Origin of the sequence: Stenotrophomonas hibiscicola ATCC 19867 (assembly GCF_000382065.1) — a bacterium.
GTDB classification, from domain to species: Bacteria; Pseudomonadota; Gammaproteobacteria; order Xanthomonadales; family Xanthomonadaceae; genus Stenotrophomonas; species Stenotrophomonas hibiscicola.
Map to the genome: position 1 here is coordinate 314587 of NZ_KB907498.1, position 20854 is coordinate 335440.

General features: G+C 66.1%; 18 protein-coding genes. 9 read left to right on the forward strand and 9 right to left on the reverse strand.

Annotated elements, in window-relative coordinates:
- Positions 1-44 precede the first annotated feature (44 nt).
- From G370_RS0101695 to G370_RS0101705, 3 genes are read left to right on the forward strand one after another with little or no spacing between them, the layout of a single operon-like run.
- Entirely contained in the window at positions 45-926 is an 882-nt protein-coding gene (locus G370_RS0101695; protein WP_019659043.1) for a CorC family transporter, read from the forward strand.
- Positions 923-2173: a lipoprotein N-acyltransferase Lnb domain-containing protein gene (locus G370_RS0101700; protein ID WP_019659044.1), complete on the forward strand. Its 1251-nt coding sequence runs from the start codon at positions 923-925 to the stop codon at positions 2171-2173. Before G370_RS0101695 ends, G370_RS0101700 begins: the two co-directional genes overlap by 4 nt.
- A gap of 6 nt (positions 2174-2179) precedes the next feature.
- A complete protein-coding gene (locus G370_RS0101705; RefSeq protein ID WP_019659045.1) occupies positions 2180-3202 on the forward strand; it encodes a magnesium and cobalt transport protein CorA in 1023 nt (340 codons plus the stop codon).
- A 167-nt stretch (positions 3203-3369) separates the two neighbouring features.
- Here G370_RS0101705 and G370_RS0101710 read toward each other — a convergent pair whose 3' ends face one another.
- The 4 genes from G370_RS0101710 to G370_RS0101725 form a co-directional block, all read right to left on the reverse strand.
- The gene (locus tag G370_RS0101710; RefSeq protein ID WP_019659046.1) at positions 3370-4734 is read right to left on the reverse strand and encodes an NAD-dependent succinate-semialdehyde dehydrogenase; all 1365 of its coding nucleotides are present in this window, start codon (positions 4732-4734) and stop codon (positions 3370-3372) included.
- Between the two features lie 83 nt (positions 4735-4817).
- On the reverse strand, positions 4818-5660 hold the full coding sequence (locus tag G370_RS0101715; RefSeq protein ID WP_019659047.1) for an ABC transporter permease subunit: 843 nt from the start codon (positions 5658-5660) through the stop codon (positions 4818-4820).
- Entirely contained in the window at positions 5657-6589 is a 933-nt protein-coding gene (locus G370_RS0101720) for an ABC transporter permease subunit (RefSeq protein ID WP_019659048.1), read from the reverse strand. The genes G370_RS0101715 and G370_RS0101720 overlap by 4 nt, the downstream gene beginning before the upstream one ends.
- Positions 6586-7722 (reverse strand): ABC transporter ATP-binding protein, encoded by a 1137-nt coding sequence (locus G370_RS0101725; RefSeq protein ID WP_010486163.1) that lies wholly within the window; start codon positions 7720-7722, stop codon positions 6586-6588. Before G370_RS0101725 ends, G370_RS0101720 begins: the two co-directional genes overlap by 4 nt.
- A 308-nt stretch (positions 7723-8030) precedes the next feature.
- On the opposite strand from G370_RS0101725, the gene G370_RS0101730 reads away from it, so the two are divergent.
- The gene (locus G370_RS0101730) at positions 8031-9395 is read left to right on the forward strand and encodes a flavin-containing monooxygenase (RefSeq protein WP_019659049.1); all 1365 of its coding nucleotides are present in this window, start codon (positions 8031-8033) and stop codon (positions 9393-9395) included.
- Between the two features lie 38 nt (positions 9396-9433).
- Here the strand turns inward: G370_RS0101730 and G370_RS0101735 are convergent, their stop codons facing one another.
- The 3 genes from G370_RS0101735 to G370_RS0101745 all read right to left on the reverse strand — a co-directional run bounded on the left by G370_RS0101735 (position 9434) and on the right by G370_RS0101745 (position 12790).
- Positions 9434-10543, reverse strand: coding sequence for a polyamine ABC transporter substrate-binding protein (locus G370_RS0101735; RefSeq protein WP_019659050.1), 1110 nt, complete (start codon positions 10541-10543; stop codon positions 9434-9436).
- A gap of 91 nt (positions 10544-10634) precedes the next feature.
- On the reverse strand, positions 10635-12032 hold the full coding sequence (locus G370_RS0101740; protein ID WP_019659051.1) for a glutamine synthetase family protein: 1398 nt from the start codon (positions 12030-12032) through the stop codon (positions 10635-10637).
- A complete protein-coding gene (locus G370_RS0101745) occupies positions 12029-12790 on the reverse strand; it encodes a gamma-glutamyl-gamma-aminobutyrate hydrolase family protein (protein WP_019659052.1) in 762 nt (253 codons plus the stop codon). The genes G370_RS0101740 and G370_RS0101745 overlap by 4 nt, the downstream gene beginning before the upstream one ends.
- 161 nt (positions 12791-12951) lie before the next feature.
- Between G370_RS0101745 and G370_RS0101750 the strand changes: the two genes are divergently transcribed.
- A complete protein-coding gene (locus tag G370_RS0101750; protein ID WP_019659053.1) occupies positions 12952-14229 on the forward strand; it encodes an NAD(P)/FAD-dependent oxidoreductase in 1278 nt (425 codons plus the stop codon).
- A gap of 213 nt (positions 14230-14442) precedes the next feature.
- Positions 14443-16053 (forward strand): MASE1 domain-containing protein, encoded by a 1611-nt coding sequence (locus G370_RS01000000120650; protein ID WP_080112490.1) that lies wholly within the window; start codon positions 14443-14445, stop codon positions 16051-16053.
- Positions 16054-16164: 111 nt separating this feature from the next.
- On the opposite strand, the gene G370_RS0101760 is transcribed toward G370_RS01000000120650, so the two are convergent.
- Positions 16165-16551 (reverse strand): hypothetical protein, encoded by a 387-nt coding sequence (locus tag G370_RS0101760; RefSeq protein ID WP_227199817.1) that lies wholly within the window; start codon positions 16549-16551, stop codon positions 16165-16167.
- A gap of 201 nt (positions 16552-16752) precedes the next feature.
- On the opposite strand from G370_RS0101760, the gene G370_RS0101765 reads away from it, so the two are divergent.
- Both G370_RS0101765 and G370_RS0101770 read left to right on the forward strand, forming a co-directional pair.
- Entirely contained in the window at positions 16753-18096 is a 1344-nt protein-coding gene (locus tag G370_RS0101765) for a diguanylate cyclase (protein WP_026346917.1), read from the forward strand.
- Positions 18097-18182: 86 nt separating this feature from the next.
- Positions 18183-18644: a bacteriohemerythrin gene (locus G370_RS0101770; RefSeq protein ID WP_019659057.1), complete on the forward strand. Its 462-nt coding sequence runs from the start codon at positions 18183-18185 to the stop codon at positions 18642-18644.
- Here the strand turns inward: G370_RS0101770 and G370_RS0101775 are convergent.
- A complete protein-coding gene (locus G370_RS0101775; RefSeq protein ID WP_019659058.1) occupies positions 18625-19926 on the reverse strand; it encodes an MFS transporter in 1302 nt (433 codons plus the stop codon). The two genes, G370_RS0101770 and G370_RS0101775, sit on opposite strands and share 20 nt — an antisense overlap.
- A gap of 147 nt (positions 19927-20073) precedes the next feature.
- Between G370_RS0101775 and G370_RS0101780 the strand changes: the two genes are divergently transcribed.
- Entirely contained in the window at positions 20074-20715 is a 642-nt protein-coding gene (locus G370_RS0101780; RefSeq protein WP_019659059.1) for a hypothetical protein, read from the forward strand.
- Positions 20716-20854: the final 139 nt, after the last annotated feature.

Consider the following 20854-nt stretch of genomic DNA (forward strand, 5'->3'; position numbering starts at 1 on the left):
GACTTGGGTCAACGCCCGGCCTGCCGGGTGCCTTTTTTCCAGAGATGTCAGAAGACGACAGTAGTAGCTCCCCTGCGGAGCACAGTGAAAAGAAGCGCGGCTGGCTTGAACGCCTGACCTCCGCCTTCTCCGGCGAACCCCATACCCGCGACGAGCTGGTCGCTGTCCTGCACACCGCGCAGGAAGAAGGCCTGATCGCCGCCGATACCCTGAAGATGATGGAAGGCGCCATTTCGGTGGCCGAGCTGACCGTGGGCGACGTGATGATCTCGCGCTCGCAGATGGTCTCGCTGCCGGTTGAAGCGCCCTTCCTGGAACTGATGAAGCAGGTGGTCGAATCCGGCCATTCACGCTTCCCGGTACACGGCGAGAACAAGGACGACATCCTTGGCATCCTGCTGGCCAAGGACCTGCTGCGCGGCGTGGTCGCCGACAACGGCCCGGCCAACGTACGCGAGCTGCTGCGCCCGGCAGTGCTGATTCCGGAGGCGAAGAAGCTCAACGTGCTGCTGAAGGAGTTCCGCCTGTCGCGCAACCACATGGCCATCGTGGTCGACGAGTACGGCGGTGTCGCCGGCCTGGTCACCATCGAGGACGTGCTGGAACAGATCGTCGGCGAGATCGACGACGAGCATGACGAGGCCGAGGACCCGTCGGCGCAGATCGCCATCCAGTCCGACGGACAGTACGTGGTCGACGCGCTGACCCCGATCGGCGACTTCAACGAGCGTTTCGGCGCAATGTTCTCCGACGAGGATTACGACACGATCGGTGGCCTGGTCACCGAGGCCGTGGGCCATCTGCCGGAAGTCGGCGATGAGCTGGCACTGGACCGCTTCATGTTCCGCGTGGCCCGCGCCGATGCGCGCCGGGTACAGGCCTTCCACGTGACCGTGCTGCCGCCGGACGCACAGGACGACGCTTGAAGCGCCGCGGCCTGATCCTCATGGTGTGGCTGACACTCTACGTGTTGGCCATGGCCCTGCCGCTGGCCGCCTTCGCGCAGCCGGCGCCGGCCACACCTGCCGTGCCCGCGGCCAGCGCTGAAGCCCCTGCTCCGCGCATCGGCGTGGTGACCATGCAGCCGGGCACGGTGTTCTTCGAACGCTTCGGCCATGACGCCATCGTGGTGGTCGATCCGCTCAGCGGCGACGCAACCTCGTACAACTTCGGCTACTTCGACCCCTCCGAGGACGATTTCATCAGCCGCTTCGCACGTGGCGACATGATGTATTACCTGGTGGCGCTGCCGCTGCAGCAGGACCTGTCGTACTACGACGAGACCGGCCGCGGTGCCAGCGTGCAATGGCTGGACCTGCGCCCGGACCAGGCGCGTGCGCTGGCCGCTGACCTGGCCGAGCGGGCCAAGCCGGAAAACGCGCGCTACCACTACGACTATTACACCGCCAATTGCGCCACGATGGTGCGCGACACCCTCGACAAGGCGTTGGGTGGTGGCCTGCAGTCGCAGCTGTCGGGGCGCTCGCGTGGCAACACCTATCGCAGTGAATCGGTCCGTCTGGCCTCGCCGGCACCCTGGATGTGGCTGGGCTTCGATGTGGGCCTGGGGCCGTTCGCCGACCAGCCGCTGTCGCGCTGGCAGGAAGCGTTCGTCCCGATGCGCCTGGCCGATGCCCTGCGCCAGGCACGCAACAGCGATGGCCGGCCGCTGGTGCAGGCCGAACAGGAACTGTTGCCGCACCGCATCGATCCGGAGCCGAAGGAGTTCGCACGCCGCTGGTGGCCGTGGCTGCTGTGCGGCCTGGTGATCGCCGCTGGCGTGCTGGCGCTGCGCAACCGCCCGCGCCTGCTGGCCGGGCTGGCACTGCCGTTCTGGCTGCTGTGCGCTCTGTTGGGTGGCGTGCTGGTGTTCCTGTGGGGCTTCAGCATCCACTACGCCGCGTGGGCAAACCGCAACCTGCTGCTGCTTTCGCCGCTGGCCGTGCTGCTGCTGCCCGGTGCGATCGCGCTGCTGCGCCGGCGCCTGCCGGGACGCATGTTCAGCATCATGTTGTGGCTGCTGGCGGTACAGGCGGTGGCCGCACTGGTGCTGCACTGGCTGAGCCTGCAGGCCCAGTACAACGTGCAGTGGATCGTGCTGCTGCTGCCGGTGCACGCGGCCCTGGCGTGGGTGCTGGGGCGCCGTCCTCACTTGTCCGAAACACGGCCCTGACGCACGATGGCGGGCATGTCATTGCCCGCCTCCGCTTCCGCCCCGGCTTCGGCCAACCCTACCTGCGTCATCAACTGCGTCCACTACGATGACGAGGGCAAACGCCACGACATCAGTCTGGACGCCATCAGCGATGTCATCGCCAGTGGCAATGGCTTCGTGTGGGTCGGCCTGTACGATCCCAACGACGATGTGCTGCTGAAACTGCAGGAAGAATTCTGCCTGCACGACCTGGCCATCGAAGACGCGCGCAACGCACACCAGCGGCCCAAGGTCGAGACCTACGGCAATTCGCTGTTCGTGGTGGTGACCACCGCGCAGATGGTCGACGAGCGCATCCAGTATGGCGAAACCCATGCCTTCCTCGGCCCGCGCTTCCTGGTGACGGTGCGCCACGGCGCCTCGCTGTCCTACGCGCCAGTGCGCGCACGCGTCGAGCGCGAGCCGCAGCTGCTGAAAATGGGCCCGTCGTACTGCCTGTATGCGGTGACCGACTTCGTGGTCGACAACTACCTGCCGATCGTGCACCGCTTCCGCGATACCCTGGACCTGCTGGAGAAGGACATCTTCGCCGAGAACTACAAGCGCAGCACCGTGGTGCGCCTGTACGAGCTCAAGCGCGAACTGAACAAGATGCGCATGGCAGTGGCGCCACTGCAGGACGTGCTTGCGCAGCTGCGCCGCTACCAGGGCGAACTGATCCCGGACGAAGTGAAGCTGTACGTGCGTGACGTGCATGACCATGCGGTGCGCATCAGCGATGTGATCGACACCCTGCGTGAGATGCTGGGCACCGCGCTGAGCGTGAACCTTTCGCTGGTGACACTGGCGCAGGGCGAGACGGTCAAGCGGCTGGGTGCGTGGGCCGCACTCTTGGCGGCGCCGACGCTGATCACCAGCTGGTACGGCATGAACTTCAGCCACATGCCGGAGCTGAGCCAACCGTGGGCCTACCCACTGATGATCGTTGGCGTGGGCGGCGTCTGCGTAGGGCTGTACCGGCTGTTCAAGCGCGCGAAGTGGTTGTAGCGCGTATCGACCAACGGTCGATACCCACCATGCACGGGGGGCGTCGATACCCCGCAATCCGGTAGGCCCCGACCGTTGGTGGTGGCGCATGACCCGCTTCTGGTAGTGCCGGCCGCTGGCCGGCAATCAGGGCAATGCAGGCCAGCGACCGGCACTACCGCTCGGGATCAAGCCACGTAAACGGTCTTGATGTTCATGAACTCATGGATGCCGTGGTCGGCCAGTTCCCGGCCAAAGCCAGACTGCTTGCTGCCGCCGAACGGCAGCCGCGCATCGCTTTTGACGATGGCATTGACGAAGGCCGCACCGCATTCCATGCGTTGCGCGAAGGCTTCGCCGCGCACCGGATCGCGCGTCCACACACTGCCGCCCAGGCCGAAGCGGGTGTCGTTGGCCACGCGCAGTGCCTCGGCCTCATCCTTGACCCGGATCACCGCGGCCACCGGCCCGAACAGCTCCTCGTCATACGCCGGCATGCCCGGGCCGACATGGTCGAGCACCGTGGCCGGATAGCCGGCATGGGTGCCGGCTATCGGCTCACCACCGATCAGCACCCGCGCGCCCTTGACCACGCTGGCCTGCACCTGCTTGTGCAGTTCGTCACGCAGGTCGGCGCGAGCCATCGGTGCCAGCGTGGTGCCAGGCTTATCGGGATCGCCGTACTGGCGCTCGCCCGCCGCCTCCACAAAGCGACGGGTGAACTCATCGGCCACCGCCTCGACCACGATGAAGCGCTTGGCCGCGATGCAGGTCTGGCCGCTGTTGTCGAAGCGCGACTTCACCGCTGCGGCCACGGTCTTGTCGAGGTCGGCATCGTCGAGCACCACGAAGGCATCGCTGCCACCCAGCTCCATCACCGACTTCTTCAGCTGGCTGCCGGCATTGGAGGCGATCGAGCGCCCTGCCCGCTCGCTGCCGGTCAGCGTCACCGCCTTCACCCGTGCGTCGCGCAGCACGTCGGCGGCCTGGTCGTTGTCGATGTGCAGCACGTCGAACACGCCATCAGGCAGGCCGCCGTCACGGCACACCGCCAGGATCAGGTCGGCGCACTGCGGCACGTTGCTGGCGTGCTTGAGCAGGGCGACGTTGCCAGCCATGAACGCCGGGGCGAGGAAACGGAACACCTGCCAGATCGGGAAATTCCACGGCATCACCGCGAACACGCAGCCGATCGGCTCGTAGCGCACGTAGCTGCGCTGGGCTTCGGTATCGATCAGCTGCGGCTTGAGATAGTCGGCGGCGTGGTCGGCGTAGTACTCGCAGGCCGCCGCGCACTTGTCGACCTCGGCCAGCGCCTCGGCCTTGAGCTTGCCCATCTCGTGGGTCATCGCCTGCTGCAGGTCGTCGCGGCGCGTGCGCAGCTGCGCCGCGATCTGGCGCAGGATCGCGCCGCGTTCCTGCAGTGAACGCTCGGCCCAGCCGGGGAAGGCATCGGCGGCGGCCTGCAGGCGCTGCTCGATGTCGGCAGCGCCCATCAGTTCATGGCGGTAGGTCACCTGGCCGGTGGCCGGGTCGATGATCTCGACGGTCATGGGGGATCTCCATCTGGAAGACCCCCATTGTGCGTCGCTGTCCGTGAGCCGGGTGTTGCCGGCGCTGTCGACGGACCGTGTGCTCAGCCGTTGTCCTGCCGCGCCAGCTGCAGGTCGCGCTGGCGCCGTTTCTCGGCGCGGGCATTTATGTACCAGCCGATCACCGCAGCGATCGACACCGCCGACACCAGCAGCGTGGCCAATGCGTTGATCTTCGGGCTGATGCCCATGCGCACCGAGGCGAACACCTTCATCGGCAGCGTGGTCGAGCCCGGCGTGGCCACGAAGCTCGCCACGACCACGTCATCCAGCGACAGGGTGAAGGCCAGCAGCCAACCCGCCACCAGCGCCGGCGCGATGATCGGCAGGGTGATGCGGGTGAACACGGTCAACCGGCTGGCGCCCAGGTCCATCGCCGCTTCTTCCAGCGACAGGTCCATTTCCTGCAGGCGCGAGGACACCACCACGGTGACGAAGCAGAGGGTGAAGGTCACGTGCGCGATCCAGATGGTGGCCAGGCCACGCGCCGGGAAGCCGGGAATCGCGCCCATCGATGCCAGCAGCGCCATCAGCGAGAAGCCCAGGATCACGTCCGGCATCACCAGCGGCGCGGTGACCAGCGCCCCGAACAGTGGCTTGCCGCGGAAGCGCTTGAAACGGGTCATCACCATCGCCGCCAGCGTACCCAGCACAGTAGCGGTACACGCAGTCCAGAACGCCACCACCAGGCTGGTCCACATCGCCTCCATCAGCGCGCGGTCGGCGAACAGGTCGCTGTAGGCGCGGGTGGAGAACCCGGCCCAGACCATCGCCAGCCGCGAGCTGTTGAACGAATAGAACATCAACAGCAGGATCGGCAGGTACAGGAAAGCGAAGCCGAGAAGCAGCACGCCCAGCGCCAGGCCTTTGCCGGTGCGCGGACTCATGCCTGCTTCCCTTCCAGCAGGCGCTGCTGGGAACGGTTGAAAAGCAGGATCGGCACCAGCAGCAACAGGATCATCGCCACCGCCATCGCCGAGGCGCCTGGCCAATTGCGGTTGTTGAAGAACTCGTTCCACAGCTGGCGGCCGACCATCAGTGTCTCCGAACCACCGAGCATTTCCGGGATCACGAATTCACCCACCGCCGGGATCATCACCAGCATGCAGCCGGCGATGATGCCCGCCTTCGACAACGGCAGGGTGATGCGCAGGAACGCCTGCCACGGCTTGGCACCGAGGTCGTAGGCCGCTTCCAGCAGGCGGTGGTCATGCTTGACCAGATTGGCGTACAGCGGCAGCACCATGAACGGCAGATAGCAGTAGACGATGCCGATGTAGGCGGCGGTCGGGGTGTCGATCAGCTGCAGTTTCGGCAGGCCCATCGACGTCATCAGCGTCTGCAGGCCGGTGAACTGCAGGAACTGGTCGAGCAGGCCGTTGCGGTCCAGGATCGCCTTCCACGCGTACACGCGGATCAGGAACGAGGTCCACGACGGCAGCACCACCAGCATCATCGCCACGTTGCGTGCGGCCGGTGACAGGCGGGCGATGGCATAGGCCATCGGGTAGCCGATCAGCAGGGTCAGGAAGGTGGAGATCGCCGCGATCTTGATCGAGCTCAGGAAGGCCTGCGCATAGATCGAATCGCGGAACAGCGCCAGGTAGTTTTCCAGGTTCAGCTTCAGCGAGAAGCCGCCATCCACGTACTGCAGCAGCCAGGTGTACGGCGGCGAGCCGACCCGGCTGAGCGAGAAGCTGATCATCAGCACGATCAGGAACGGCACTGCGAAGAACAGCAGCAGCCACAGGTACGGAATGCCGATCACCGTGGCACGCAGCCCCGGCAGCCAGCGCTTCAGGCCGGCCGTGCTCATGAGGTCAGCACCACGCCGTCGTTGTCGCGCCAGTGCACCCACACACTGTCGCCCCAGGTCAGGCCATCGCTGGCCCAGCGCTGCGAGTTGGCGAAGTTGGCCAGCACTTTGGCACCGCTGGGCAGGCGCACGTGGTAGACCGAATGGCTGCCGAAGTAGGCGATGTCCTCGATCACGCCCTGGGCCTTGTTGGTGTGCCCTTCCGGCTCGTCCTTGCCGATCATCACCTTTTCCGGGCGCAGCGCGAACGCCACCGGCTGCCCTTCGTAGCCGGTGATGCCATGGGCGATGTAGATCGGCGCCGGGAACAGCGGCGAGCGCACGGTGACGTACTCGGGCAGGTCCTCGTCGATCACCCCGTCAAACAGGTTGACCGAACCGATGAACTCGGCGACGAAGCGGTTGGCCGGCTGTTCGTAGACCTCGTCCGGCTTGCCGACCTGCTGGATCCAGCCGGCATCCATCACCGCGATGCGGGTGGCCATGGTCATCGCTTCTTCCTGGTCGTGGGTGACCATCACGCAGGTCACCCCCGAAGATTCGATGATGCTGACCAGTTCCAGCTGCATCTGCGAGCGCAGCTTCTTGTCCAGCGCGCCCATCGGCTCGTCCAGCAGCAGCAGCTTCGGCCCCTTGGCCAGCGACCGCGCCAGCGCCACGCGCTGCTGCTGGCCGCCGGAGAGCTGGTGCGGCTTGCGCTTGCCCAAGTGGCCCATCTGCACCAGGTCGAGCATCTCGCCGACGCGCTTGCTGATCGCGTCCTTGCCCAGGCCATCCTGTTTCAGGCCGAAGGCGATGTTCTGCTCGACCGTCATGTGCGGGAACAGGGCGTAGGACTGGAACATCATGTTGACCGGCCGCTGGTACGGCGGCAGCGCGTCCAGGCGCTGGCCATCGAGGGTGATGCTGCCCTTGGTGGGCGTCTCGAAGCCGCCGAGGCAGCGCAGCAGGGTCGATTTGCCACTGCCGGAGCCACCGAGCAGGGCGAAGATCTCGCCCTTGCGCACGTCCAGGTTGACGTCGTCGACGGCGACGAAACCGTCGAATTCCTTGCGCAAATCACGAATGGAGAGATAGCCGGGCGCACCGGTCGTGTCGACGACGGCGGCTACCGGCTGGGCTTCAACGGGCATGGGGGCTCCGGGAGCGGGCGGTGGACAGCGGCCGCCATTCTACCGGCCGGGGGCCGCAGGGGATATGACGGCAGCAGGTGGAACCGGCCGGTGGGCGGCCTCGGGGCCTCGAGGGGTGTCGGTTTTCCCCCGCCATGCTGGCCTGTCCGCCGGAAGGCCCGGGCTCTCTTCGACGCCCGGGCGGCCGTCCCGACCTGACACCACGGGCGGCAGCCCGATCTGCAACATTTTTCAGAGCGTGATCCATTGAAAGCCCGGGACATTCCCCGCGCAATGCCCCGGATCTAGGCCTTGCATGGACCGACCCTGTGATTTCCCCGGACAGCCCCTCCCCTTTCCCGCCCCGCCTGCCGGGCTGCCTGCCTGCACGGCTGCCGCTGGTCATCATCGGCGCCGGCCAGGCCGGGTTGTCGCTCAGCGCGCTCCTGCAGGAGGCCGGCGTCGAGCATCGCGTGCTGGAGGCCGAAACCGTGGGTGCCAGCTGGCGGCGGCGCTGGGATTCGTTCCAGACCAACACCGCCAACGCGACCATGGCCCTTCATGGCCATGCCTATGCCGGGGATGACCCGGAAGGGTTCATGGGGGCCCCGGAAGTGATCCGACGGCTGCGCGACTATGCCGACGAGCGCGCATTGCCGATCAGCGAGGGGTGCGTGGTCCATCGGGTCGGGCCCGAGTCCGGTGGTTATGACATCGACAGCAGCCGGGGGCTGATCCATGCCCAGGCGGTGGTGGTCGCCACCGGTGAATACCGCCGGGCGCGGTTGCCCCGGGCCCCCTTCGCGCCCGCACCAGGCCTCACCGTGCTGCACTCCAGCGACTACCGAAGTCCCGGCCAGCTACCCGAGGGCGCGGTGCTGGTCATCGGCGGCGGCCAGTCCGGCGCGCAGATCGCCCAGGACCTGCGCGACGGTGGTCGCAGCGTGTACTGGTCACTGGCCCAGCGGCATTCGCACACCCGCCGGCTGCGCGGCAAGGACTCGATGACCTGGTGGGACATGGCCGGGCGCATCCACCAGCACGTGAGCGAATCGGCGGGAGTACTGGCGGGTGGGCCGGACGCGCTGCGCAAGGCCCGCACTGCGGAGTTCCCGCTGATATCCGGCAAGGGAAGCGCCGGCCTGGGCAGTTCGATCAGCCTGTTGGCGATGCACCGCGCAGGCATCAGGTTGCTGGGCCGGTTGCAGGAATTCAGCGGAAACACCGCCCGCTTCGCCGATGTCCGCCCGCAGCTGCATACCGCGATCGAGGCGACGCGGGCCGAATATGCCTATCTCGATTCGCTGGCCAGCGCGTACTACGCCACGCGGCCCGAACCGCGCACCGACGATGCCCGCTACATTCCCGAAGAGGTCTACCTGCACTGGGAGCCGGAACCGTCCCCATGCAAGCTGGACCTGAAGGCTGCGGGGATCCGCGCGGTGGTACTGGCCACCGGCTTCGTCGCCGAATGGCCCTGGCTCGACGTGCAGGGCGTGCTGGATGCACACGGCTATCCGCTTGGCGACTTCGGTGTTTCCCCGCAGCCGGGGCTGTTCTTCATCGGCATGCACAACCTGCAGCGGATGAGTTCGTCGTTCCTGTGCAACGGCGGCCGCGACGCACGCGACCTGCTGCCGGCCATCCTGCAGCACCTTGGCCGAAGCGGGAGTACCGGCTTCGGCGCAGGTTAAGGGAGCCGCCGGGCAAGGCCCGACGGCGCCAGACCGGCTCAGCGGCCGGTCTTCACCTCGGTCCACAGCCGGGTGTAGAGCTTGTCGGTCTCCGGCGTGTTGATCGAGTAGGTGAACATCTTCTCGGCAACATCCGCCGGCGGATAGATGGTCGGGTCGGTGCGGATCGCCTCGTCCACCAGCGGCGTTGCGGTCGGGATCGGGTTGGCGTAGTGGATGAAGTTGGTGTTGGCCGCAGCGACCTTCGGTTCCAGCAGGTAGTTGATGAACCTGTAAGCCGCTTCCGGGTGCTTGGCGTCCTTCGGGATCGCCAGCATGTCGAACCACTGCGGCGCACCTTCCTTCGGGATCGAATAAGCCACGTGCACGCCATTGCTGGCTTCCTCGGCGCGGTCGCGGGCCTGGATGATGTCACCGGACCAGCCGACCACCAGGCAGGTACCGCCGTTGGCCAGCGAACCCACGTACTGCGAGGAGTGGAAATTCTGAACGTACGGGCGGATCGACTTCAGCAGGTCGGCCGCCTTCTGCAGTTCGGCCGGGTCGCCGCTGTGCGGGTCCAGGCCCAGGTAATGCAGCGCGATCGGGATCATGTCGGCCGGCGTGTCCAGGATGGTCACGCCGCAGTCCTTCATCTTGCTGATGTTCTCCGGCTTGAACACCAGGTCCCAGCTGTTGGCGATGTCGGTGCTGCCACCGAAGCGCTGCTTCAGCATGTCCACGTTGTAGCCGATGCCGGTGGTGCCGATCATGTACGGCACGCCGTACTGGTTGCCCGGATCCTGGGTGGCGATGCGCTTCATCACCGCCGGATCGAGGTTGGCCAGGTTCGGGATCTTGCTCTTGTCCAGCGGCAGGAACACGCCGGCCTGGATCTGGCGGCCGAAGAAGTTCAGCGTCGGCACCACCACGTCGTAGCCGCTGTTGCCGGCCAGCAGCTTGGTCTCGACCATCTCATCGCTGTCGAACACATCGTAGGTCACCTTGATCCCGCTCTCCTTCTCGAAGGTCGGAATGGTGTCCTCGGCGATGTAATCGCTGTAGTTGTAGACGTTCAGGACCTGGCTGTCCTGCGCGCCGCCGTTGCCACCGCCACAGGCGGCAAGCATGGCGGAGGCCAGGCCGAGCGTGAGGATACGCAGCTTCATCGGGTGCTCCAGAATGCGGGAAGGGGGGCCGGTGGTGCCGGCGACGGGTGCCAGCCTACCCCCCGGCGGCGGATTTTTCTATTCCAGATGCTCAGACGTTCAGCAGCAGGAACTCGCGCTCCCACGAGCTGATGACGCGGAAAAAGGTCTCGTATTCCTTGCGCTTGACCGAGATGTAGGCGCGGCAGAAACGCTCGCCCAGCAGGGCCTGGAGCTCGCTGCACTGCTCCAGCCCGTCCAGCGCCTCGCCCAGCGAGCGCGGCAGGTTGTAGCCCAGTTCCTTGGCGCTGCCGGTCACCGGCGCATCCGGTGCCAACCGCTCGCGGATGCCCAGCAGGCCGCAGGCCAGGGTGGCCGCCATTGCCAGGTACGGGTTGGCGTCGGAGCCGGCGAAACGGCTCTCCACGCGCATGTTTTCCGGCGTATCCAGCGGCACGCGCAGCCCGCAGGTACGGTTGTCGAAGCCCCAGTGCACGTTGCTCGGCGAGACCTCGCCGAACACCAGGCGGCGGTAGGAGTTCACGTTCGGCGCGAAGAACGCCATCGCCTGCGGCGCGTACTTCTGCAGGCCACCCAGGTAATGGCCGAACACTGGGCTGAACTCGCCCTCGGCATCGGAATCACCGGCAAAAACGTTGCTGCCGTCACTCATCCGCACCAGGCTCTGGTGGATGTGCATGGCACTGCCCGGCTCGTTTTCCATCGGCTTGGCCAGGAAGGTGGCGTACACCCCGTGGCGCATCGCCGCCTCGCGCATGGTGCGCTTGAACAGGAATACCTGGTCGGCCAGGTCCATCGCATCGGCATGGGTGAAGTTGACCTCCAGCTGCGCCGCACCGGATTCGTGGATCAGCGTGTCCACGTCCAGCTTCATCGCATCGGCGTAGTCGTACATCAGGTCGAGGATCGGGTCGAACTCGTTGACCGCGTCGATCGAGTACGACTGCCGCGCGGTCTCCGGGCGCCCGGAGCGGCCGGCCGGTGGCAGCAGCGGGAAGTCCGGGTCGGTGTTCTTCTGCACCAGGAAGAACTCAAGCTCCGGCGCCACCACCGGGCGCAGGCCCAGCTCGGCGTAGGCTGCCAGCACGCGGCGCAGCACGTTGCGCGGCGCCAGTTCGTGCGGCTCACCGCTCTTGGTGTAGCAATCGTGGATGACCTGCGCGGTGGCGTCGGCCGCCCACGGCACCATACGCACCGTGTCCGGATCGGGGCGCAGCATCATGTCCGAGTCGGACGGCGAGGTCAGCTCGTAGTAATCGTCAGGGAACTCGCCGGTGACGGTGGTGGCGAAGATGCCCTCAGGCAGGCGCGTGCCGTAGTCGTGCGAGAACTTGTCGGCGGGAATGATCTTGCCGCGCGCGTTGCCGGTGATGTCCGGCACCAGGCACTCCACCTCGGTGATGCGCCGCTCCTTCAGCCAGCGCAGCAGCGTGCTTTCCTGCGGTGCGGGGGGCGTGGCCGTCTTGCGCGGGCGCGTTCGGGAACTCATCGGGAATCCAGTCGGTTCTGTTGGTGCTGCCGGCAAGCCTGGCCGAACGCACGGAAAATAGCGTGATAGAACGGCGCCTGCATGACACGCCACTCCGGGTGCCACTGTACGCCGAGCACGAAACGATGGTGCAGGCTGCGTGCCGCTTCGACCAGCCCATCGTCGGCCACGGCCTCGACCTGCAGGCCCTGCGCGAGGCGGGCAATGCCCTGCCCGTGCACCGAATTGACCTGCGCCCGGTCGCTGCCGTGCCACTGCGCCAGCCAGCCATCGGCAACCAGGGTAACCGCGTGGGCCGGTCCGTACTGCACCTCCACCGGCGCCTGCGGGTCTTCGCGATGGTCAGCCAGGCCAGGCACCGCGTGTACCTGCGGATGCAGGCTGCCACCCAGCGCGACGTTCAGTTCCTGGAAGCCGCGGCAGATCGCCAGTACCGGAAGATCCTGCGCCAAAGCCTCACGAAGCAACGCGAACGCATTGGCATCACGGGCCGGGTCATGCAGATTGCCCGGCCAGCTGCGACCGCCCTCGTAGTGCTGCGGTTCGATGTTGCTGACCGCGCCGGTCAACAGCAGGCCATCAAGCCCCTGCAGCCAGTCGCCAACCGGCAAAGGAGGCTGCAGGCTCGGCAGCACCACCGGGGTCACTTCGGCGGCCTCGGCCAGCGCGCGCACGTACTTCTCGCCGGCCGCCGCGAAGCGGTGATGGCCGAGCACGGTACTGTCGGTGGGCAGGCCCACCCAGGGCAGGCGGCGCATGGAAAAACTCCTTGACGTGCCGACACGTTACCCGTCGCCCGGCGAAGGCGGCAAGTCGTCGCCGTCACACCATGGCTGTCACGCATCGGCGAAACTACGCGGGTGAATGCTGATCGTCCTCCCCCGCTCCCCCCTCCCGCACTGCGCCCGCGAGGCCTGCGGTGAGCGCCGCCTTCCCGCCCAGCTGGTACGCCGCCAGCCTGCCCGAACCGCCCGCACTGCCCTCGTTGCGGGGGGATGTGCAGGCCGATGTCGCGGTGCTGGGCGCCGGCTATACCGGCCTGACCGCAGCCCTGGAACTGGCTACGCGCGGCCAGCGCGTGGTGGTGCTGGACGCGCAGCGGATCGGCTGGGGCGCGTCCGGTCGCAACGGTGGCCAGGCGCTGGTCGGCTATGGCTGCGAGGTGGACGAGCTGGAGCGTCAGCTCGGTCGTGATGATGCGCGCCACCTGTTCGACTGGTCACGCGACGCGGTGCAGGCAATGCGCACACGCATCGATCGCCACGGCATCGACTGCCATTGGGTGGAAGGCCACGCCAGCGTCGCCATCCGCGAACGCCATGAGCGCGACCTGCGGGCTAACTGCGAGCATCTGCAACGCCACTACGACTACCCCATGCAGTGGTGGGACCGTGATGCCCTGCGCGCACAGCTGGACAGCCCGCGCTACCGCGCCGCGATGTTCGATCCGCTCAGCGCGCATCTGCAGCCCCTGGCCTATGCCCGCGGACTGGCCGATGCGGCGCGTGCGGCCGGCGCGGTGATCCATGAGAACTCCGCAGTGACCCGCGTGCAGCGCGGACCGCAGCCCACCCTGCATACCGCGCAGGGAAGCGTGCGCGCCGCGCATCTGGTGGTGGCCGGCAACGCCTGGCTGCAGGGCCTGCTGCCCGAGCTGGAACGGCGGATCATGCCGGTCGGCACCTATATCGGCGCCAGCGCGCCGCTGGGTGCCGAGCGCGCCCATGCCCTGATCGGCAACAACATGGCCGTGGCCGACACCGCCTGGGCACTGGACTACTTCCGTCTCAGCCACGACCACCGCCTGCTGTTTGGTGGCCGTGCCAGCTATTCAGCACTGCCCCCGCCCGGCCTGCGCAGGGTGATGCAGCGGCGCATGCACCAGGTATTCCCGCAGCTGGCCGACGTGGCACTGGAGCAGGTCTGGGGCGGTTATGTGGACATTACCCGCAACCGCGCCCCACATTGGGGTCGACTGGACGGCAATCTGTACTTCGCGCAGGGGTTCTCCGGCCATGGGGTGGCCGCCGCCGGGCTGGCCGGCGAGGTGATCGCCGCCGCCATTGCAGGCCAGAGTGAGCGCCTGGACGTGTTCCAGCGCCTGCGGCATGCCCCCTTCCCTGGCGGCCGGCTGCTGCGCACGCCGCTGCTGGTGGCGGCGATGTCGTGGTACAAGCTGCGGGATGCGTTGTGGTGAAACAGTGAGCTGACACGGAGAGATTCCGAAGAACTGGCAATTCCCGGACCTCCACAGCATGTGAAGAGCACTCATCCAGAAGGGCGTGACGGAATTCTCATTTGATCGGCAGATCGCATCGGCAATTGCATTATCTATTTCATGCCGATACCGTCCCTCAGAACCGGGTCCCGCGGCGAATGGATGCTGACAGGGAACGTACTAGAGGGAGATGTGCGATTGAACTGGTGGAATGAAGGCCTGCAGTTGAAGTTGCGTATCCGCCCGGCGGGGCTGGTCCTTGCGCTGTTGTACGCCATCGCATGCTGGGCGTCTCGCCAGTTGTCGCTCGACCAGTTCTACCTGCCCGCCGGCGTCCGCGTGGCTGCGGTGCTGTTGTTCCCGCCTCGATGGTGGCCGTACCTGCTGCTGGGCGAATACGCCTACTTTGCGCAGATGCGCGTGCCAATGATCGAGAAGTATGGACTGGCCTGGATAGTGCTTGGTTCGGCACTGCTGATGCCTGCAGTGATGCTGATCGTGCATCTGCACCGGAAAATGATGGTGACCACGAAGAATGCATGGCTGATTTCAGTCGCGGCGGCTTCGGCACTGGTGGTCACGGCGCTCAATCTGATGTTGGCACACCTTCTGTGGCCGACACCTCCGGAGATGCCGGTACTTGCGAGCATCGCGCGCCTGGTCGTTGGCGACTTCATCGGCATACTGACCCTTGCACCGCTTGCGTTGCTGTGGACACGCCGGACCGGCAACGCCCGTTGGACATCAGGTTTCGCCCCGCCTGCACTCGCTGCCCTGACGCTGATGGCCATAATTGGCCTGTATGCCGCACAGCTGCCCTTGGACGAAGCCAACGCCAAGACATCGATGCAGCTGCTGATGGCGCTGCCGGTCGTCGTGCTCACCTGTCTGTATGGCTGGCGAGGTGCGGCGATCGGAGTACCGTCGCTCAACCTGATCATTGGCCTGACCACCCCAAGCCCCTACACGGGTGCGTTCGATCCAGCTGCGTTCGCGACCCAGCAGATCATGGCGGTCACCGGCGCTGCACTGCTGGTGTTAGGGTCGCGCATCACCCACTACTACCACCGTTCGCGATTGGGCGAAGTGGGTGAAAGAGATGCGCTCAAGCACGCGCGCAATTCACTGGTGGCAAGCGAGCTTGATCTCCGTGAGCGCGCGCGACACCTGAGGAAGCTGGGGGACGGCATCGACACCTCGCTCAGCGAGGTGGTGAATTGGCTCAATGCGCATGGCCATCCCACGATAGCGAACAGTCTCCTGCATATGGCTTCGGTCCATTCGCGACAGTTCCGCGAACAAACCAGCATGGTCTATCCCGCAGCACTGGAACATCTTGGGCTCTACGTCGCCCTCCAGGCCGGCGGCGTACGCGAAACCTGGGACCTGAGCCATCGCGTGATGCGCCCTCGATTGCTCGGCGATCCCTGTCAGCTCAGTGTCGGCCTGCAGCTGGCCGCCTATCGCGCCCTCACCGATGCCGTTTCGCTGTTGATCAACAGGGAATCCGGTCAGATCAGCATCCGCGTGCGTTGCGGCAGGAGAGGAGGACGCCGCGGCATCCTGATGACGGTCGCACTGCTGGATTCATACCGCAGCCTGTCACCGTCAACCGTCACCGCCACGGTCGAGCGCTTGGCTGGCCGCACGATTGCCTATGGCGGAACAGTGCAGTGCCATCGGAATCGGATACGGATGGCGATGGTGGAGACGGGTGACTCCGCCGCCATCGGCATTGCATCGTTCAACGCTATGGATCACGTGACCACCTCCGGGCAGGGAAACTCGCAGACCCAGATCTGATGGCCGGTGTCCGCCAAAGGGCCGGCCCTACAATAATCGCCCTCTGCCGCGTTCATCGCGGCAAGCGCAGCGGCGCAGGATATCCCGACACCGCTGCGCACTTCTACGTCTTTACGGTGTTTCAACCGACCAGATGACCTCGCCGCCACTACGATAACGCACCAGCGAAAAATCGCTGCCGCTGTAGATCTGCGAGCGGCTGGCGCCTGCCGGTATCTGGATCTTCTGCTGGGGCAGCGAAACCTTGGTCGCATTGTTGCCTGCCGGCAGCACCCAGTAGGTCCCCCCTGCGTTGCCGATAATCAGCTGCACGTTTCCGAGGAGGTCGTTCACCTGCAAATAGGTAATGCCATCACGCTGGAATCCATACAGCTGCCAGCTGGGGTCCTGGCTGAGATTGACCGCAGCCGGACTGGCCTGCCCCAACCCAGCCGTAGCCAATGGCTTTCCATGAAAATCCGAGGGACCGCCCGCGATTGCCGGGGCAGCGGCAATCATCAGAAATCCAGTAGCCGCACCAAAACATAAAAATCGCACAGTGACCTCCAGGTCGAAGTTGAAATCGAGAACCTCCAGCTGATACTAACCGCTTCCCATCTGAGCAATGGGCCAAACGACGAGCACGGACGTTTTCGTCCTAAAGTTACGCCCGAAACCGCCGCTATCCGTGCCGAGCCCTCCTTTGTGAGCCACCGCATCATGCCCGTCCTGCCGCAGGCCGCCGTCGATGGCGACCTGGCCGATCCCCTGCCACAGCGGATCCTGCTGGTCGAAAATTCCCGTGCGTTCACCGGCATGCTGCGCGAAGCCATCGAACAGCGCCTGGAACTGCCGGTGGTGATCGCTTCCACCCTCGCCGAGGCCGATCGCCTGCTCAGCGAAGGTGCCGGCTGGTTCCTGGTGCTGACCGGGCTGGTGCTGGCCGACGGCGACCGTGATGCGGTGGTCGAGTTCTTCCTGAAGCGCGACCTGCCAACGGTGGTGGTCAGCGGCGTGTACGACGAGGACCTGCGCAAGCGCGTGCTGCAGCAGCAGATCATCGATTACGTGCTGAAGAACACCCCCGGCAGCATCGATTACCTGGTGTGGCTGGTGCAGCGGCTGGAACGCAACCGCCGCATCGCCGCGCTGGTGGTGGACGATTCGCCGTCTGCGCGTGGCTACGCTGCGGCCCTGCTGCGCATGTACGGCCATGAGGTGCATGAAGCCGCCGACGGCAACGAGGGCCTGGCTGCCATCGAGGCGCATCCGGCAATCCGCCTGGCGGTGGTCGATCAGGAAATGCCCGGCATGCAGGGCGTGGAGTTCACCCGCCGCCTGCGTACCCTGCGCTCGCGCGACAAGGTGGCGGTGATCGGCATCTCCGGCAATACCGATGCCTCGCTGATCCCACGCTTCCTTAAGAACGGTGCGAACGACTTCCTGCGCAAGCCGTTCTCGCGCGAGGAGTTTTTCTGCCGCGTCTCGCAGAACGTGGACCAGCTGGAGCTGATCGGCACTCTGCAGGATCTGGCCACCCGCGACTTCCTCACCGGGCTGCCCAACCGACGCTTCTTCCTGGAACAGAGCCAGCGCCAGCTGCCACAGCTGCAGCTGCATGGCCAGTGCGTGGCGGTGGCGATGATCGACATCGACCACTTCAAGCACATCAACGACACCCACGGCCACGAGGCCGGCGATGATGCGCTGCGCTCGGTGGCCGGCGCGGTGGCCGCACATGCACGCAGCCAGGACCTGATCGCACGCTTCGGTGGCGAGGAGTTCTGCCTGCTGGTGCCGGACATGGAACAGGACGAGGCGCTGCTGTACTTCGAGGAACTGCGCCAGCGCATCGCTGCGCTGGAAGTGGACATCGGCAGCGCTACCCTGCGCATGACCGTGAGCATCGGCCTGTGCTGCCTGCGCCCGCAGCGCGATGCGCTGCACCGGCTGATCTCCGAGGCCGACCGCCAGCTGTACCTGGCCAAGGCCGGTGGCCGCAACCGGGTCAGCTGCACCACGGTGGCCAGCCCGCTGCGCCCCCGCGAGCCTGCCCTGCCTTGACCGGCCCGCCTTGATCCAGATCAACGCCGCACCCGCGCGGCAGTTCTACAGTCGGCCCCGACATACGCATGAAGGGGAGCCGGGGGATGGCACTACTGGTCTGGCAGGACGATCTGAACATCGGCATCGATGTGATCGACCAACAACACCGCCGCATCATCGAGATGCTCAACCACCTGCACGTGGCACAGGCCAGCATGCAGCGTGCGGCGGTGGGTGAAGTGATCGACGAAGTGGTGGACTACACCCTGTCGCACTTCGCGTTCGAGGAAGAGCTGATGGAAGAGGCGGGCTATCCGTTCTGTGCCGCGCACAAGCGCGTGCACGAGGTCTTCATCAAGCGGGTATCGGAATACCGCATGCGCTTCCAGGCCGGCGAGGACATCAGCGACGAACTACGGACCATGCTCTCGCGCTGGCTGTTCAACCATATCCGTGGTGATGACCAGGCCTATGCCGAACAGGTCAAGGCGCACCTGAACCAGTTCGCCCGCGAACACCAGGGCGGTGGCTGGCTGGGTCGCACGCTCAAGCGCTTCTTTGGTTGAGCCGCAGCGCGCGCCGGTGCAGTGCCACCAGCGCGCACAGGGTGGCAACCGCGGTCAGGCACAGGTAGTAGCCGACCGCGACCAGGCCGAAGCGTTCCGCCAGCCAGGTGGCCAGGTACGGCGCCGGCGCCGCACCCAGAATGCCGGCCAGGTTGAATGACAGCGAGGCGCCGGTGTAGCGCACTTCCACCGGGTAGATTTCGGCCAGGAAGGTGCCACAGGGGCCGTAGGTCAGCCCCATCAGGAACAATCCCAGGCACAGGAACGCAGTGACCAGCCATGGGCTGTGCGGCTGGAACAGCGGTGCGAACAGCACGCCGAAGCCGACAATCAGCACGCTGGCGACGATCATGGTGCGACGCGTGCCCCAGCGGTCGCCATAGCGTGCCGACAGCGGGATGCCCAGCGCGAAGAACAGCATGCCGGCCATCTGCATCAGCAGGAACTGCTCGCGGCTGTAGCCCAGCACGGCGGTGCCATGGCCGAGGCTGAACACGGTCATCAGGTAGAACAGCACGAAGGTGGCGAACGCGCCCAGGGTACCCAGCAGCATCGGCACCGGGTGGTCACGCAGCACCGTCCACATCGGCAGCCGCACCGGCGCCTTGCGCTCCAGCGCCTGCCTGAAATCGGGGGTCTCGTGGATGTTCAGGCGCACCCACAGGCCGAGGCCGACCAGCAACGCGCTGGCCACGAACGGAATGCGCCAGCCCCACTGCAGGAAGTCGTCCTGGCTCAGGCAGCGGCCGAGCACCAGGAAAATGCCGGCCGACAGCAGGAAGCCAAGCGGCGCACCCAGCTGCGGGAACATGCCATACCAGGCGCGCTTGCCCGGCGGTGCGTTCTCAGTGGCCAGCAGCACCGCCCCGCCCCACTCGCCACCCAGCCCCAGGCCCTGGCCGAAGCGGCACAGCGCCAGCAACGCGGGGGCCCACAGGCCAATCTGTGCATGGGTGGGCAACAGGCCGATCAGCACCGTGGACAAGCCCATGGTCAGCAGCGCGGCCACCAGCGTGGCCTTGCGGCCGATACGGTCACCGAAGTGGCCGAACACTGCCGAGCCCACCGGGCGCGCGATGAACGCGACCGCGAACGTTGCCAGTGACTGCAGCAGCGCCGCCTGCTCGCTGCTGTCCGGGAAGAACAGGTGCGGGAACACCAGCACGGCGGCCGTGGCGTAGATGTAGAAATCGAAGAATTCGATGGTGGTGCCGATCAGGCTGGCCAGCAGGACACGACGGGGGGAATTCACGGACGGCGCGGCAGCGGTGATCGTCGACATCGGCAACACGGGTAACGGCGGATCGCCCGATTCTGCCACGGGCCGATGGCCGCACGGGGCGATGGTTTCAGCCGACACCGATGCCAACGGAATTTTTCGGGCCACCCGCTAGGCTGCGCCACCGGTCCCTGCATGGACGCTTTGCCGATGACTGCAGTCGCGCTGTCGTGGTCCGATTCGCCGAAGCTGCCGCGGATGGCGGCGTGGCTGGTGGTACTGCTGGTGCATGGCGGGCTTGCTCTGTGGCTGCTGGACAGCGGCCGGATCGAACTGCGCAGCGACGACGGCCCACGGATCTTGCTGCGTTGGCTGCCACCGGAACTGCCGACGCCGGTAGCCAAGCAGCCCACCTTGCCCTCCGCACAGATGACGCGTCCGGCCGCATCGGTGATGCCCCGCCCTGCCCCGGTTGCGCAGGCAGACAGCGCCCAGCCTGCCGCGGAAAACGCGGCTGCGGTGGCGCCACTGATCCTGAGTCTGCCTGCGGGCAGCATCGACGGTGGTGACGGCATCAGCGCTGCGGGTGTCGCTCCGCGTCTTATTGGTCGCCGCGAGATACACCCGGCATTCGCGGCGCGCCGCAACTACTTCCCGATCCGTCGGCAGATGACCCCCGAGCAGATCGTGCATGGCGTCGCGCAACTGCTGGGTTTGTGGCCACCGGGCTACATCGTCGACCCGTGCCAGCTGGGCAAGCAGGACATGGACTATTTCCAGAACGCCGTCGAAGAAGCCGACCGCGACATGCTGCGTGCGGCGGTGCTGCAGGTGAGCGCGCGTTGCCGGTAGTCGCATTACTGTGGCGTCGAGCTTGCTCGACGGCTTTTCGCATTTTGTAGAGCCGAGCCATGCTCGGCTGCATTTCGCGAAGAGCAGTCGAGCATGGCTCGACTCTACAAAGAGCAAACAGCAGCCGAGCGTAGGCTCG